This window comes from Cohaesibacter marisflavi, assembly GCF_963665895.2.
In the GTDB taxonomy this organism is placed as follows: Bacteria; Pseudomonadota; Alphaproteobacteria; order Rhizobiales; family Cohaesibacteraceae; genus Cohaesibacter; species Cohaesibacter marisflavi.
The window spans coordinates 4825652-4840872 of the sequence record NZ_OY762534.1 but is presented as its reverse complement, the minus strand read 5'-3'; the positions used below and the strand labels follow the sequence as shown (position 1 = coordinate 4840872).

The 15221-nt window shown below is 54.0% G+C and carries 14 protein-coding genes; 2 read left to right on the top strand and 12 right to left on the bottom strand.

The genetic code is table 11. The features are described 5' to 3' along the window. Positions 1-2 precede the first annotated feature (2 nt). From ACKPCT_RS22470 to galE, 9 genes are all read right to left on the bottom strand, one after another. On the bottom strand, positions 3-347 hold the full coding sequence (locus tag ACKPCT_RS22470) for a cupin domain-containing protein (RefSeq protein WP_319568023.1): 345 nt from the start codon (positions 345-347) through the stop codon (positions 3-5). 675 nt (positions 348-1022) lie between these two features. Then, complete coding sequence (locus ACKPCT_RS22465; RefSeq protein WP_319568022.1) at positions 1023-1673, bottom strand: 3-oxoacid CoA-transferase subunit B; 651 nt, start codon at positions 1671-1673, stop codon at positions 1023-1025. Between the two features lies 1 nt (position 1674). After that, on the bottom strand, positions 1675-2328 hold the full coding sequence (locus tag ACKPCT_RS22460) for a CoA transferase subunit A (RefSeq protein WP_319568021.1): 654 nt from the start codon (positions 2326-2328) through the stop codon (positions 1675-1677). A 450-nt stretch (positions 2329-2778) separates the two neighbouring features. Continuing rightward, the gene (locus ACKPCT_RS22455) at positions 2779-3291 is read right to left on the bottom strand and encodes a CYTH domain-containing protein (protein ID WP_090075254.1); all 513 of its coding nucleotides are present in this window, start codon (positions 3289-3291) and stop codon (positions 2779-2781) included. Then, entirely contained in the window at positions 3291-4040 is a 750-nt protein-coding gene (locus tag ACKPCT_RS22450; RefSeq protein ID WP_090075255.1) for a ParA family protein, read from the bottom strand. The genes ACKPCT_RS22455 and ACKPCT_RS22450 overlap by 1 nt, the downstream gene beginning before the upstream one ends. Beyond that, the gene (locus ACKPCT_RS22445; protein WP_319568020.1) at positions 4037-5566 is read right to left on the bottom strand and encodes a CHAD domain-containing protein; all 1530 of its coding nucleotides are present in this window, start codon (positions 5564-5566) and stop codon (positions 4037-4039) included. The genes ACKPCT_RS22450 and ACKPCT_RS22445 overlap by 4 nt, the downstream gene beginning before the upstream one ends. A gap of 224 nt (positions 5567-5790) precedes the next feature. After that, positions 5791-6900 carry a galactokinase gene (gene galK, locus ACKPCT_RS22440; protein ID WP_319568019.1) on the bottom strand — a complete coding sequence of 370 codons (1110 nt, stop codon included), beginning with the start codon at positions 6898-6900 and terminating at the stop codon, positions 5791-5793. 12 nt (positions 6901-6912) lie between these two features. Continuing rightward, positions 6913-7959 carry a UDP-glucose--hexose-1-phosphate uridylyltransferase gene (locus ACKPCT_RS22435; RefSeq protein ID WP_090075258.1) on the bottom strand — a complete coding sequence of 349 codons (1047 nt, stop codon included), beginning with the start codon at positions 7957-7959 and terminating at the stop codon, positions 6913-6915. Positions 7960-7973: 14 nt separating this feature from the next. Further along, positions 7974-8972: a UDP-glucose 4-epimerase GalE gene (gene galE, locus ACKPCT_RS22430; RefSeq protein ID WP_090075259.1), complete on the bottom strand. Its 999-nt coding sequence runs from the start codon at positions 8970-8972 to the stop codon at positions 7974-7976. A gap of 256 nt (positions 8973-9228) precedes the next feature. Between galE and ACKPCT_RS22425 the strand changes: the two genes are divergently transcribed. Next, positions 9229-10239, top strand: coding sequence for a LacI family DNA-binding transcriptional regulator (locus tag ACKPCT_RS22425; RefSeq protein ID WP_090075260.1), 1011 nt, complete (start codon positions 9229-9231; stop codon positions 10237-10239). 88 nt (positions 10240-10327) lie between these two features. On the opposite strand, the gene ACKPCT_RS22420 is transcribed toward ACKPCT_RS22425, so the two are convergent. The 3 genes from ACKPCT_RS22420 to ACKPCT_RS22410 form a co-directional block, all read right to left on the bottom strand. Further along, positions 10328-11038 carry an orotate phosphoribosyltransferase gene (locus ACKPCT_RS22420; RefSeq protein WP_090075284.1) on the bottom strand — a complete coding sequence of 237 codons (711 nt, stop codon included), beginning with the start codon at positions 11036-11038 and terminating at the stop codon, positions 10328-10330. A 38-nt stretch (positions 11039-11076) separates the two neighbouring features. Beyond that, on the bottom strand, positions 11077-12144 hold the full coding sequence (gene pyrC, locus ACKPCT_RS22415) for a dihydroorotase (protein ID WP_090075261.1): 1068 nt from the start codon (positions 12142-12144) through the stop codon (positions 11077-11079). Between the two features lie 212 nt (positions 12145-12356). Then, positions 12357-13985 (bottom strand): ribulokinase, encoded by a 1629-nt coding sequence (locus ACKPCT_RS22410; protein WP_319568018.1) that lies wholly within the window; start codon positions 13983-13985, stop codon positions 12357-12359. Positions 13986-14147: 162 nt separating this feature from the next. Between ACKPCT_RS22410 and araC the strand changes: the two genes are divergently transcribed. Continuing rightward, positions 14148-15185, top strand: coding sequence for an arabinose operon transcriptional regulator AraC (gene araC, locus ACKPCT_RS22405; RefSeq protein WP_175528200.1), 1038 nt, complete (start codon positions 14148-14150; stop codon positions 15183-15185). Positions 15186-15221: the final 36 nt, after the last annotated feature.

Sequence of the window (15221 nt, the reverse complement as noted above, 5' to 3'; positions counted from 1 at the left end):
ATTCAAGCCTCCGGAGGATAAGGAATGACGACCATCATCTTAGCGGTCATGTTGGTACGGTTTTCGAGCACACGAACCTCCCCGGGCTGAATGACGCACGAGTCCAGAGGTTTTAGAACCGTTTCCTCACCATCAATGATCAGGGTCATTTCCCCTTCGATCATGATGTAGACTTTCTCAAACGGCGTAGAGTCAGGCCCGGCGCCACCACCTGGGAAAAACTGGCTAAAGCCAATCCATTGATTTTTGGGACCGTTTTCCTCAAAGCCCTGAAGCCGCAAGCCATAACAACCGAAATGGTTGGGCGCTTCATAGGCAGGAGCATCTGCAAAACGTTTTAGATGCATTACCTTCCTCCATTCGTTTCATTCTGCGGGTCAAACTCATTTCCTGGCTCGCCCGATTGCCTTGCGAAGCCCCCCCCTCTGCACCAGAACGAAAGCTTCCGATATTTCGGTCGCAGCGATCAATTCGATGCAGCGCGCAGCGACCCAAACCTGGCGAAAAGAAACCATCAAATATGGGGGGGGGTGAAAAGCGAGAAATCTATTTTCTTCAATGCGTTAATGAGATCCAGCTTTCTCCTTCACGAAACCGGATCAAACGCACAAACTCCTCCCGTCATCAGCACTGCCGATGCGTCAACTCCCTCAATTTCATCAGGATAGTTCCTCCTCCTGTTCCATATTACGGTACAAACGCCCATCCAAAAACACAAGCAAATGTCCCGTATATCGATACACTAATACTGCATTACAGGAGAAAAATTCACTATAATTATTTTGTCCGCAGACCTATGCTCACAAACCAATACAAGATAACTGTTTTTACTTATGTTATTACATGTATAACCGATGTACCACAATGCGATACCGCTAAACGCGAACTCATACCACTTTGCAACCTTTTGGTTTACATGCAAAAAACCCGGACCTCTTAAGATCCGGGATGTCTGATTCACGCCTGTTTGTGTAAATGGAACGGAGCGACAAAGCGTTCAATCCCGCGCAGCAACCGCTGACCTAAAGCGCCATTCGCGGCACCGTTTCCGGTATGATCAGCTTGGCCGTTGTTGCCTGAATAACCTGCTCAACCGTTGCCTCCGGACCAAGCTCGCGCAGAACCAGTCCTTCATCGGTCGGTTCGATAACAGCCATCTCTGTAACAATCAGCGAAACACGGCGTTCGGCAGTGAGAGGCAACGTGCATTCCGGCACAATCTTGGGGCTTCCCTTGGCGGTGTGCACCATGGAAACGATAACCTGTTTAGCACCAGCAACCAGATCCATCGCGCCGCCCATACCCGGCACCATCTTGCCCGGAACCATCCAGTTGGCCAGATAGCCACGTTCATCCACCTGCAGACCACCCAACACTGTCATGTCCAGATGACCGCCCCGGATGAGGCCGAAGGAAACGGCAGAATCAATCGAAGCGGCGCCCGGCACTGCCATCACCAATCCGCCTCCAGCATCGGTCAGATCCTTGTTTTCAAAGCCCGGCATAGCACTGCCACCAAGGCCGACAACACCATTCTCGGCCTGAAACATCACATCCACATCATCAGGCAGATAGTTGGTTACCATGCTGGGCAGTCCGATACCCAGATTAACCAGCATCCCGTCTTTCACTTCCATAGCCACGCGGCGGGCAATGATCTCTTTGGCGTTCATATCAAAGCTCCCCTTCCAGAATGTGATCGACCAGAATACCCGGTGTCTTCACCGCATCAGGATGAATGCCGCCGATCGGTACAATGACTTCGGCTTCCGCAATCACTGTTTCGGCAGCCATGGCCATGACCGGATTGAAGTTATGCGCCGTCAGGGCATAATCAAGATTGCCCTTATAGTCAGCCTGCTTGGCCTTGATCAGCGCAAAGTCTCCCCGAATCGGCTCTTCCAGCAGATATCTCTCGCCCTGCACTTCAACAATCTGTTTGCCCTCTTCCACGGGCGTGCCCAGACCGGTCTGGGTCAGCACACCTCCAAGGCCGACACCACCCGCGCGAATGCGCTCGATCAGCGTCCCCTGAGGTACAAGTTCCACCTCGATTTCTCCTGCAATCATCTTCTGTTGGGTTTCCGGATTGAGACCGATATGGCTGGCGATCACTTTCTTGACCAAACCGGCGGTTACCAATTTCCCGATCCCTTTTCCGACCAGGGCCGTATCATTTGCCACGACGGTAAAGCCGCCCACCCCCCGCTCAACCAATGCATCAATCATGCGCTCGGGCGTTCCAACCGCCATGAATCCACCGATGAGCAAAACCGCTCCTTCGGGGATCAGCGCAGCAGCATCTTCCAGTTTTGTTGCTGTCTTCATCGGCTACTCCTGTTTCCTCCGCTGTAGCACCTCAGGCCCCATAAAGTCCTATTCCAAAAGGATATCGGACTGGCCATCATTCTGACTGCATACAGTCGACCTATTCTTTTCAATGTGCCGGCAATCAAAATCCACATTACGGTACAAACGAACCACCATTCGGTCAACCAGTAATAATGGCAACCCACATAACAAATTGCCCAAAAATGCAGCCAATTCACCGATTTTTACTAAGACACCCAGAAAAAATCTCAAAGTTAGAAATAAGAAAATCCCTTCAATCGGCATTTACTAGCCGGCCAACAAGAATATATAACAACTTAAACTTACGCACTTTTACATAACTTCTGCGCAAAACAAAAACCGCCCAATGCGTCTTGCGCATCAGGCGGTTTCTAACCCGTTTATCAATCGGCATCAGAGAGGAGAGCCTCCTCCCTCAGGGAGGCGTCATGGCTGCGGCATACCCTTCACAGCCAGCGCCTTGTTCTTGTATCCCTTGTTGCTGGTCACATCTGCACCGAACCAGTCAGGAGCCACAAAGTCGTTGGCCGCCTCAACGGACGGGAATTCCACTTCCACCAGCAGAAGCCCTTTCAGGCCACCATGGAAGACATCCAGCTCATAGTGAAGGCCATCCCCCAGCGCGCCAACATAGCGCGTTTTCTCGACTTGACGCCCCATCGTTGCCAGCCAGAAGCTTTCAAACTGCTCCGCACTCACTGCCACTTCGATTTCCTTGCGCTCCAGAGCACCATCAGATTTCAGCGTCATGAAATAGTTCGCAGTTGCACCGGCTGCCTTCTTGCGCAGCCTGATTTCAACGGAATCGTCCGAATGGGTCAGATATCCTTGCGCAACATCCACACTCTCAAGACCAGCCAGATCGGGCAGCTCGGCCACCAGAAACTTACGCTCGATCTCCACAGCCGTAGGGGCCTCTTCAGCGACAGCCTTGCTCATTACAAATCCACCTTCTTTTTCACATCGCGATAGAGAGCCTTATAGGCCTTGGATGCAGAACTCTTGGGCGCGCTCGCCAGAACCGGAGCCCGATGAATACCCATACGCTCGATATCCGAAGCAAAGGGCACCTGAGCCGATAGAAACTGCTTCTTATACTGACCGGACAATTCGTCCATCAGCTCTCCATGCAGCGACTTGACTGACTGCACCATGGAAAAGAAGGCAGAGAGCTTCTTGAGCGGAATCTTGTTGACATGGAAGAAGTCGACCAACTGCTCAAAGGTGCGTTGAGACAAGGTCGTAGGAATGACCGGCACCAGAATGACATCGGAAGCCTTGAATACGCTTTCGGAAAGCGTCGAGATATTGGGCGGGCAATCAAGCAAAATGACGTCATAGTCTTTTTTCACCGTCTTTAGCGCCTTCTTCAATCGCGACCGGCTGTTTCTCATACGCGCCAAAAACACATCGAAATTCCGAAAGGTCATATTCGCCGGCAAAATATCGAGATTGTCGTAGTTGCTGCCCCGAATTGACTTGGTGAACCGCTCCACATCCTGAAAGAAGCGCTCATCGGTCAGCTTCTTGGATGGTTTGACGCGAAAATAAAAGCTTGAGGCTCCCTGAGGGTCCAGATCACAAAGCAGCACTTTTTTGCCTGCATCAGCCAAAGCGTAAGCCAGATTGACCGATGTTGCCGTTTTGCCAACCCCACCCTTGTTTGAATAGCAGGCAATGATCTTCATTCTTCCCCCTCCCGCATTTTGAACAGCGCCCTGAAGGTTTGCTGGGTCACTTCGCTGTCAAATCGCGCAAAATTCTCAACCACATGCGCTCTTTCTTCGGCCTGCCGATGATGCAGAATGGCAATCAGAGCCCCCACGCTCTTGGCCACTTTCATCTGCGTTGCCTTATTGCGGAACTTGTGGCTTTCAAGAAATCCGGATAAGGACTCGATCTGCACAGAACAGTCGTTAAACGCCCCCAGATTGTCCTGCAAGCGTTTCATCGGCTTGATCAACTGCTTGATATCCTTGCGCGGAAACAAGGGAGCGAAAAACTCCATCAGATAACGCAACTTCTTGCAATGAATGCGCAGCTCATGCACATCTTCATCGTCACTCTGGGCGGTTATGCCCTTGGCAATCTTGCAAATCTTGCGATAGCGCTTCCAGATGAGCCGACAGGCATACTCATGCGCGCCCAAATTGCTGTTGGGCCCTCTTTCCAATCGCGCAGGCGCAGCAAGCAAATCCGAAAGCGCCTGCATTTCCGCCTGATAGGCGTCGCTGATCAGGTGATCGGCCAGCTCGACAGCGGCCTCTTCCCGATCCCGCAGAAACAGCGCAAACATCTCCTTGAGCCCACCATGCAAGGCTTCAGGGATGAGCGCAAAGAAATCCTGCTTTTCCAGCAGATAGACATCCAGATCCCTGAGTGTACCGGTCTTTGCCATAAGAGCGGAAAAACGCCTTTTCAGATCCTGTGTCTGCTCTTCAGAATAGACACCTTTGAACAGACTGAGCACGGAGCGGATCTTGCGCAGGGCAATGCGGTAATCATGCAGGAATTCGGTGTCGATATCGTTGACGATACCCTTCTCGTTCACCCGAGCAGCAGGCAGGTAAGCGGCCATGATGTCGGTCGCCACGTCAAAAGCGGGTTCATCCTCTCCGATCGTGATCTCGGGCTTGAGTACACCGGAGGGAAAGCCCATACAGAGGCCCGAGAGGAACGTTTCCAGTCCCTCTTCACCGCCCCCCAGATCAATGAGCTTTTCGCGCAGCCGCACAAGGGCCTTTTCATAGCCTCGCACCGGACGCAAAAAGGCGATCAGTCCATTGGCGCCACCGACCATGCGCGTCTCGATAAACTGCACCTTGATGTGGATCTTGCCTTCGTCATCCACCAGCGCCATTTGCGAGAAACAGCATCGCAGACGACAGATGGGCATGAGCGCACGCAGACGTGGCAACCCCTTCAGGGCCGTGCGCACCGGTCCCTTACGCAAATCGCGCAGGAAGCCCCCGTCAGCCGAGCCCTTTTGCGTTATCAGGGCTCCATCCCTGTCGAGCAATTGCAAGCGCCCTTCACTCGCAAGCAGCAAGCGCCCCGAGCGCGTCAGCGGCAGGGGAAACATATCAAGCAGGGTGGCATCCACCGGATCCGTCTGCTCTGACAAGACCGGGCGCAATTTGCCAAAATCTTCGTCAATCAGACAATCCAGGGAATGGTTTGGAATAAGGAGTAAATGTTCATCTGTCTCAGCCATGGCATATATAGTTTCACGGAACAACAACTGGCGCAAGGCGACAGACAAGCGCACAATGTGCATTTCCTCAGAAACCTACACGTGCACACAAAATAGCGCACCCACCCGTCGACCTTAGTCGACAGATAAAAAAACACCCGACAAAACCGCCGGGTGTCATCACTATCCGGATGGTGAACCGTTGCCCACCAGAATCACCGGTTCGACGAGAGATCCGCCCCCGTTCAGGTCACGGCAAGAATGGACGTCTTTTCAAAGCGATCCAGAATGCGCTGACTGAAGGCATCAACCTGATCCTTCTCCACCAGAGCCACCACAGAGCCACCCCAGCCACCACCGGTCTGCCGCGCACCAAGCGCGCCGAAGGAGAGCGCCGCCTCAACAATCGCATCGGTCTCATCAACCGTGATCTGGTAATCATCTTTCTGGGAGAGATGACTTGCCACCATAAGCTTGCCAAAGAAAGCCATATCGTGATTGCGCAGCGCCACAACGCCATCCAGCACATGCTTGTTATCATTGACAATATGCCGCGCCCTGCGGTTCAGCGGCTCGGAAATCCCGTTGATGCGGTCCAGATCGCCAACGCCCAGATCGCTGAGCATTTCCACATTGAGCGCCTTGCACGCCGCCTGACATTCTGCCACACGAGTTGCATAGCCGTCTTCTCCGCCATCAACCAGCTGGTGGCTGACACCGGATGCAATGATGACGAAAGCAAAGTCCGGCGATGTCTCCACCAGCTCATAATCAAGTGTACGGGTATTGAGGAACATCGCCACACCCGGATCACCGACGGAAGAGGCGAACTGGTCCATGATGCCGCAAGGCATGCCGACAAATTCATTCTCCACCGCCCGCGCCTTGACAGCCACATCGACCGAACTCATCGTGCGCCCGAAGAGTGCCAACGCTGCCTTGATCGACGCCACCTCAAGTGCGGCCGAGCTGGAAAGTCCTGCCCCCATGGGAAGGGTGGTTTCAAGCGCCACACGCAGCCCCGTCGCGGCCACATCCTCATCGGCCACAGCCTTCAGGCACCCCAACAGATAGTCAGACCAGCGTCCTTCACGACCATCCTCTATGGACCGTAGCTCGGTCTGATCGAACGTATCCGAATAGGCCTCGATCACACCGGGCTTATCGCCCTTGCCAAGAGCGATGGACACGCCCAGGCCACGCAAGGCCATAGGCAAGACAAAACCACCATTATAATCGGTATGTTCCCCAAGCAGATTGACCCGACCTGGCGAATAGGCCACCACGCCAGGTGTCTGTCCGAAGTGTTTTTCAAACGCCGCCTTGACTGATGCCGTCTCTTTTTCTTGCGTCATACATCCCCCCCCTTACTTTACTGACTTGTAATGAATATCGGACAAGGACCGCAAACGCTCCGCCGCACTTTCAGCGGTCAAATCACGTTGGGCTTCCGAGAGCATTTCATAGCCAACCATGAATTTGCGTACTGTGGCAGAGCGCAGCAGCGGCGGATAGAAATGCGCATGCAATTGCCAGTGATCGAACTTACCCTGTCGCGTCGGCGCCCCATGCCACCCCATCGTATAGGGGAATTCGGTCTCGAACAGATTGTCATATCTGGTGCATAGACCCTTGAGCGCATCGGCCAAGCTGTTCCGTTCCGTGTCTGTCAGATCCGGCAGGCGCAATATGTGGCGCTTTGGCATGAGCAACGTCTCGAAAGGCCATGTCGCCCACCAGGGCACCACTGCAATCCAGTCCTCATTCTCGACAACCACCCGCTCGCCTTTGCGCGCCTCATCCGCCGCATAGCGAACCAGAAGAACCTCACCATTCTCGGCCAGAAATCGCGCTTGATTGCTGTCCTCGACGGCAACTTCGTTAGGCAGGAAATCCGAAGCCCAGATCTGGCCATGAGGATGGGGCTGCGAACAGCCCATAACGGCACCCTTATTTTCAAAAACGGCAACCCAGTCATACTGCGCCCCCAGATCAACGATCTGGTCAGCCCATGTATCCACCACCTTGCGGATGTCGGTAACTTCAAGCTCGGGCAAGGTAAGATCATGCCGCTCGGAAAAGCACATCACGCGCGCAGTGCCACGCACCGTATCGGCGCGAAACAGCGGATCGCCTGAGGTTCCTCCCGCTGGCGTATCTTCCAGCAAAGCGGGAAAGTCGTTTGGAAAAACGAACGGCCCCTTATAATCGGGATTCACCGCACCCGAGTTCCGCTCATTGCCCGCGCAGAGATAGCAATTGGGGTCGTGACGGGGTTTTTCCACGATCACGACCTCTTCCTGCTGCCCCTGCCAGGGCCGTTTGTTGCGATGAGGTGAAACAAGCACCCACTCTCCCTTGAGCGGGTTAAATCGACGATGCGGAGCATCTGTGGGCACAGTTTCTTCAGCCATCGAGGGCCTCCTCACTATTTGCCGGCAAAGGGACCATATTTGGGCTCATGGTGCCAACGCCAGGCGGTTTCAATGATTGTTTCAAGCGCATCAAATTTGGGCTTCCAGCCCAGTTCCGTTTTGGCACGCGTGCTGTCAGCTACCAATGTTGCCGAATCCCCGGCTCTACGCGGAGCCATGTCATAAGGAATGGGGCGATTGGTCAGCCGCTTGGCGGTCTGGATGACCTCAAGGTTGGTAAAGCCGTTGCCATTGCCAAGATTGAAGCGATGGGCACCCTCGTGAGTATCCATATAATCGAGCGCCAACAGATGGGCCGAGGCAAGATCAAGCACATGGATATAGTCGCGGATGCAGGTTCCGTCGCGCGTTTCGTAGTCACTGCCAAAGACAGAAAGCTTCTCACGGATACCAAGCGCTGTCAGCAGAACCAGCGGCACTAGATGCGTTTCCGGACTATGCGCTTCTCCGATCAGGCCATTGGGATGCGCACCAGCAGCATTGAAATAACGCAAAGCCACAGAGCGCAAGCCGTAGGCGGTTGCCATATCGGAGAGCACCTGCTCAACCATGCGCTTGGACCAGCCATAAGGGTTGATCGGCCCCAGCGGGTGGGTTTCGTCAATCAAATCACGTTGCGGATTGCCAAACACGGCGGCCGTAGAAGAGAAGACAATGCGATCAACACCCGCCTTGCGCATGGCGTCGAGCAGATTGAGCGTACCAGTAACGTTGTTGCGGTAGTAAAGATCAGGCTTTTCGACCGATTCCCCCACGGCAATCAGCGCTGCAAAATGGATAACAGCATCCACCTTATGCTTCTTGAAAACAGCATCGAGATCCTGAGGGTTCAGAAGATCACCGCGCTCCAAAGGAACGCCAAGAATAGCCTCAACATGGCCTGAGGACAAATTATCAAAAACAACGACATCATGTCCGGCTTCCAGCAAAAGCTGAACCATATGGGAGCCAATATAGCCAGCCCCACCGCACACCAAAATATTTCGCTTCATATTTCCACTCCCAGTAGCAAACTCGCCCAAGGGCTGCATCGCAATTCAATGGTTATAACACCGAGCGTTAAAACACATTTTCGGCAGTTACTGAAGTGTAGCCCACAAATTGACACAAGTAAATATTTACTAGATAATTATCTCACACAAAAATTGAAGTGGATTTCAATCGAAACGGATTGATCGATCACCCCTTCCCTTGCAGGGCATAGTGTGGTTCAAAACAGCTAAGGGCAAGACAACAAGGAGCGACGGCATGGCAACCATCAAGGACATCGCAGACCGCGTGGGCGTATCGCCAACGACGGTTTCCCGCGTCCTCAATTATGACGCCAGCCTTTCGGTCTCAGAAGAAAAGCGCCGACAGATCATCGAGACGGCGCAAGACCTCGACTATGCCACTCCGCGCATGCGGGCAAAGAAGAAGCAGATGAGCAGTGTCACCAACAGCGCACGGATATCATTGCTCCATACCCTTGATGCCACCGAAGAGCTGGCAGATCCTTATTTCATCACCATCCGCCACAGCATCGAAAAGCATCTCTCACAAGCTGATCTCAAAATTGATCACCGCAGCAACCAGCTTGACGATCTGCCCAAAGGCTTCCCCAAGAAAAGCGATGCCATTCTGGTGGTCGGTCCCCACGGACACAAGACAATCGATCATCTGGCGGAAACGGGCGTTCCACTTGTCTGCGTCGACTTTCCGCCAGACAGGACAGATGTTGATTGCGTATTCCCGGATCTGGAACAGGCCACCGCCAATCTGCTCGACGCGCTTTGGCAAAAGGGCTTTCGCAAATATGGCTTCATTGGGGCCCTCTCTGGCGCAGAAAACCCGCGCCGCCCCTATCCGGACTTGCGCAGCCGCACCTTCATGCAGTGGTTCAAGGCGCGCGGGCTGGAAGCTCCGGCCAATGTGCGCTTTGAACGCCTCACCCCGATGAGCGGCTTCGAACTCGCGCGCCAATTGCTCGATACTGAAGATCGCCCGGAGATCATCATCGCAGCCAACGATACCATGGCCATTGGCGCTCTTCAGGCCGCCAGCAGCCTTAACCTGCATGTGCCCAAAGATGTGCGCATCGTCGGCTTCAACGATATCCCCGCCGCCGGACTGATCTCTCCGGGCCTGACGACCGTTGCCATTCCCGCAGAAGACATCGGTCAGGCAGCGGTTGACCTTTTGCTTGAGCGCCTTTCAGGCCGCAGCTTTTCCAAGAAGATCATTCTGGGCACAAAGATCCGCTGGCGCGAAAGCTGCTGATCCGGCACAGCCTGTCTCTTGCGCATAAAAAAAGCAGGAGCAAACCGAAGCCTGCCCCTGCCTTGAAATCGAAATATATCAGCGCGACTTAGCTTTTTTCAGGCACAGCCGTAATCTCGGTAGCGCCACCATGTTCACCAGACCATTTCAGAGGCTCATTCAGGAAGCTCTCAACACTGTCCAGTGTCTTGGTGTCGAAATAATTCTGCTTCTTGGCGACCGCCAAAACGTCGTGCCATGTGGCCAGATAATGCAGATTGAGATCGATTTTCTTCATATTTTCCAGCGCTTCAGGGAAGATATCGTAATAGAAGAGAACGATCGTGTCATGCACCTCGGCCTCGGCTTTGCGCATGGCTTCCACGAAGTTGATCTTGCTGCCGCCATCCGTGGTCAGATCTTCCACCAGAAGAGCGCGCTTGCCTGCGATTGGAGCGCCTTCGATCTGTGCATCCCGACCATAGCCCTTTGGTTTCTTGCGCACATAGTTCATTGGCAGAGCCAGCTTATCCGCAATCCATGCGGCGAAAGGAATGCCAGCTGTTTCACCACCAACAACAGCATCAATCTTCTCAAAGCCGATATCACGCATGATCGTCGCGGCACAAAATTCCATCAGAGAATTGCGAATGCGCGGGTAGGAGATAAGCTTGCGGCAATCGATATAGGTGGCGCTCGCCAAACCGGACGCCAGCATGAAGGGCTCTTCGGGACGGAAGTGCACCGCATTGACCTCAAGCAGCATTTGTGCGGTCAACTCGGCCATTAGCGCGCGATCGGGGAAAGAAGAAGTAATCATCAGGGCATCCTTTGGAAGGTGCGAGCCGAACAAACGGCTCAAGCGTTAGCGGTTTCGTATCGCCAGAACAACGGGAAACCGGGATCAAAAACAACGACTTCATCACCATCAACGGTGATCTTGTCTTCCAGAACCAGCGGCGCATCGGTCTTGAACAGACGAATGCGCTCTTCGTTGGCCGGAAGACCGTAGAAGGCAGGGCCATTAAGAGACATGAAGGCTTCAAGCTTATCTAGCGCGCCATCTTCCTCAAACACATGGGCCAGACAGTTGACCGTATTGGGGGCATTGAACACGCCGGCACAGCCGCAGGCACATTCCTTGGCAGACTTGGAATGCGGTGCCGAGTCCGTTCCAAGGAAGAAGCGGCCATCGCCGGATGAGGCAGCCGCGCGCAGGGCAAGACGATGCTTCTCGCGCTTGGCAACCGGCAGACAGTAATAATGCGGCTTGATGCCACCAACCAGAATGGCATTGCGGTTGATAATCAGATGATGAGTCGTGATGGTCGCAGCGGTTTTGTCCCCCGCTCCCTTGACGAAATTCACCCCGTCTTCCGTGGTTACATGTTCCATCACAATGCGCAAAGAAGGGAAACGCTCACGTATCGGGGTCAACACGCGATCAATGAAAACAGCCTCACGATCGAAGATATCGATATCGGCGTCGGTCACTTCACCATGCACCAGAAGCGGCACATCAATCTCGGCCATCTTCTCAAGCACCGGATAAACGGCCTCGATGTTGCGCACACCGCTGTCCGAGTTGGTGGTTGCACCCGCGGGATATAGCTTCAATGCCTTGATGAGCCCTGATTTAACGCCCAATTCGACATCCGCCGGCTCGGTGCGCTCTGTCAGATACAAGGTCATCAGCGGCTCGAAGTGATGGCCTTCCGGAAGAGCCGTCTGAATACGCCCCAGATAAGCCTCAGCATCAGAGGTCTTTACAACAGGAGGCACCAGATTGGGCATAATGATGGCCCGGCCGAAATGCGCGCTGCTGTGCGGCAACACCGCCTTGAGCATTTCACCATCACGTAAATGCAAATGCCAGTCATCAGGACGGCGAACAATAAAATCGGTTTGATTGTCGGGTAGGCTCATGGGGCATCTCCTGAGAGCATCTCGCGGGGGGCATCGCCACGCAAATGCAAATTGCGCTATCTTTAACAGCATTTTGCCGGAAATGCCTAGCCCTTCGTTTGATCTGTGGAAGCCTGATCTGCTTTCCCCTGCCAATACCCACCCAGAATAGAAAAAGCCCGAACAGCAAGCTGCCCGGGCCAGGTCTAGTCCACTTTGCGTGGAGGTGCACTTCAGCTCTTGGCCAGATCTCCGGCAAAGGCGCCGACGCGCTTATAATCTTCATAGATTGCGTTATAGAGCTTATGCATTTCGGGATTCGGCTCGAAGCTTTTCTCGATCGGGCTCAGCATCGCATCCTTGGCTTTATAGATATCCTCATAGGCCCCGGCGGCGGTCGCAGCAAAAATGGCAGCCCCACGCGCACAGGCCTGATCGGACAAAGCCACATCCACCTTACGGTTCATCACATCGGCGCAAACCTGAGAGATAAAGTCAGACTTGCGGGCAATACCGCCAATGGCAACAATGCTGTTGACCTTGACACCCTGCTCTTCAAAGCGCTCCACGATTGCGCGCGAGCCATAAGCCGTTGCTTCAATCAGGGCACGATAGATAGACGGCGCCGTCGATCCTAGATGCAATCCGGCAATGATAGACTTCACTGTTTGGTCAGCATCAGGCGTACGACGTCCATTGAGCCAATCCAGGGCGCGTTCACCATAACCACCCGGTGGCAACTCGGCAGCTTCCTTTTCGAGCTCCGGCAACAGGGAACCAGCCTTGCCACGACCATTCCGACCCCACTGCAGCAAACGTTCAAACCATGCGAACACATCGCCGAAAGAAGACTGACCGGCTTCAAAGCCAACCAGATCAGGCAGAACGCTACCTGGAACCTGACCGCAAATACCGCTAACCAACGTGTCGCTCACCTCTTCAGGCGGCGCAACAAGGATGTCGCAGGTGGAGGTGCCCATGGCACGAACCAGAGAATAAGGCTCGATACCGGCCCCAACGGCGCCCATATGACAATCGAAAGCACCAACAGCAATCGGGATCCCGGCCTTGAGGCCAAAGCGCCCCGCCCAGTCTGAAGACAGATTGCCAGCAACCTGATCACTGGTCTTGGTTTCCCCGAACAGCGGCGTGGTCAGATTGCCCAGCAGAGGATCAAGCGCCTGCAGCCATTCCCGGCTCGGCAAGCCGCCGAATTCAGGATGCCACAAAGCCTTGTGACCGGCGGCGCAACGAGACCGCACGATCTTTGACGCATCGGTCACACCTGCCAGCACAGCAGGGATCCAGTCGCACAGCTCAACCCAGTTGGCCGCTGCGCGGAAAACGGTCGGATTGCGACGACCGACATTCAGGATCTTGGCCCAGTACCATTCCGAAGAATAAATGCCGCCGACATATTTGGTAAAATCAGGAAACTGGCCCGAATGGCACAGATCATTGATCTCCTGCGCTTCGGCAACAGAAGTGTGGTCTTTCCAGAGAATGCACATGGCATCCGGATCAGACGAGAAACCGTCCTTCAGCGCCAGCGCAGTGCCGTCGGCCGTGACTGGCATGGGAGACGACCCGGTGGTGTCTACGCCAATACCGATAATGTCTGGATGCGCTTCGAGCCCGGCGATCGCTTCGCGCACGGCTGAGCCCATCGCTTCGAGATAGTCTGACGGATGCTGGCGAAACTGCTGACGCGCCGCATCACAGAATTTCCCCTCGGCCCAGCGGGGATAGTTCGCAACTGCCGAGGAAAGCTCCTCCCCGTCTGCTACCCGGACAACAACGGCCCGCACACTATCCGATCCAAAGTCGAGACCGAGAGCACAGCTGTCATTGGTTGAACTCATTCGATATTCCTCCCTACCGTTGAAACGCCAACAGGTTTTCTTTTGCCGCTTCTATGGATAATTCTCCTCAAACTCATCCATAACACGGCTTTCAATTTCGATAGACTTAGTTTACAATATGGACGATCCTGATATTCCACAATGCAGCATCAGGCTAGAGACATGGACGATCATTCTTATTTCGACCCTGCCCAAGATCCGCAGGTACAGAGAATCTTTAACAAGCTTTCCTTTCGCAGTTCTCCCAAGAACTACGACAAGGAAGTGGCAGCTCTTTTTCCGGGTTTCGAGTTTGGAATCCGGCTTGTCGCCGGCATCACACCCATCGAAAAAGGCGGACCGCTCGACTTCCATATTGATCGTCCCAACGGCATGCATGGATGGATCATCAACCTGACCGTGGATGGACAGGGAAAGCTCTTCGATGGCAAGAACACAACGATTGTGAAGCCCGGAGACCTCGTTCTCTTCCCCCCTGACGCACAACATTTCTATGGCCGAGACCCGGATGCAGACAAATGGTGGCATCGCTGGATCTATTTCCAGCCTCGCGCTTTCTGGAAGCCATGGCTGCAATGGGACGAAGAGGTCAACGGTGTCTATATCATGCGCCATAGAGAGGAAAGCCGCTTCAGCGAATTGTTCCGCCTGTTTGTGGAAGTGGAAAAATGGGCAGGACTTTCCGACAGCCTTTCTGCTGACCTTGCATTCAACAGACTGGAACATATCCTGCTATTTTGCGCAAGAATGAACAGAGCGGAGAAGAAGTCCAACATCGAAATTGACGAGCGCGTTCTGGCCGCCTGCACGCTTATATCCAACAATCTGGACAAGCCCCTGACGGTCAACGAGATCGCCAGCCATGTCTGCCTGTCTCCGTCACGCCTCTCTCACCTGTTCCGCAAATATATCGGCACCGGCATCGTGCAATGGCGCGATGGTCAGCGCATTCAATATGCCATGCAGGTCCTGCGCGTTTCCAACGTTCCCATCAAAGCCCTCTCGCAGATGGTCGGCTATGAGGATCCGCTTTATTTCTCACGTGTTTTCCGTCGTCACACCAACATGAGCCCGCGCACATTCCGAGAGCGCAGCCTTTCCATGATTGTCCGCTCCGAAGGAGAGCAGATCGATAACGCTTTGGACAAGGCAACCGCTGTTTTCGCCGCCGAAGTGCCACTACCCAAACATAGCAGCTAACGTTCGCGAGCCAAAGCAAGCCGCCCTCTTATTCCA

Excerpts from the sequence above, each read along its gene's own strand:
- ACKPCT_RS22470 (WP_319568023.1), bottom strand. The coding sequence starts at position 347 with ATGCATCTAAAACGTTTTGCAGATGCTCCTGCCTATGAAGCGCCCAAC.
- ACKPCT_RS22465 (WP_319568022.1), bottom strand. The coding sequence starts at position 1,673 with ATGAACGCCAAAGAGATCATTGCCCGCCGCGTGGCTATGGAAGTGAAA.
- ACKPCT_RS22460 (WP_319568021.1), bottom strand. The coding sequence starts at position 2,328 with ATGAAGACAGCAACAAAACTGGAAGATGCTGCTGCGCTGATCCCCGAA.
- ACKPCT_RS22455 (WP_090075254.1), bottom strand. The coding sequence starts at position 3,291 with ATGAGCAAGGCTGTCGCTGAAGAGGCCCCTACGGCTGTGGAGATCGAG.
- ACKPCT_RS22450 (WP_090075255.1), bottom strand. The coding sequence starts at position 4,040 with ATGAAGATCATTGCCTGCTATTCAAACAAGGGTGGGGTTGGCAAAACG.
- ACKPCT_RS22445 (WP_319568020.1), bottom strand. The coding sequence starts at position 5,566 with ATGGCTGAGACAGATGAACATTTACTCCTTATTCCAAACCATTCCCTG.
- galK (WP_319568019.1), bottom strand. The coding sequence starts at position 6,900 with ATGACGCAAGAAAAAGAGACGGCATCAGTCAAGGCGGCGTTTGAAAAA.
- ACKPCT_RS22435 (WP_090075258.1), bottom strand. The coding sequence starts at position 7,959 with ATGGCTGAAGAAACTGTGCCCACAGATGCTCCGCATCGTCGATTTAAC.
- galE (WP_090075259.1), bottom strand. The coding sequence starts at position 8,972 with ATGAAGCGAAATATTTTGGTGTGCGGTGGGGCTGGCTATATTGGCTCC.
- ACKPCT_RS22425 (WP_090075260.1), top strand. The coding sequence starts at position 9,229 with ATGGCAACCATCAAGGACATCGCAGACCGCGTGGGCGTATCGCCAACG.
- ACKPCT_RS22420 (WP_090075284.1), bottom strand. The coding sequence starts at position 11,038 with ATGATTACTTCTTCTTTCCCCGATCGCGCGCTAATGGCCGAGTTGACC.
- pyrC (WP_090075261.1), bottom strand. The coding sequence starts at position 12,144 with ATGAGCCTACCCGACAATCAAACCGATTTTATTGTTCGCCGTCCTGAT.
- ACKPCT_RS22410 (WP_319568018.1), bottom strand. The coding sequence starts at position 13,985 with ATGAGTTCAACCAATGACAGCTGTGCTCTCGGTCTCGACTTTGGATCG.
- araC (WP_175528200.1), top strand. The coding sequence starts at position 14,148 with ATGGACGATCATTCTTATTTCGACCCTGCCCAAGATCCGCAGGTACAG.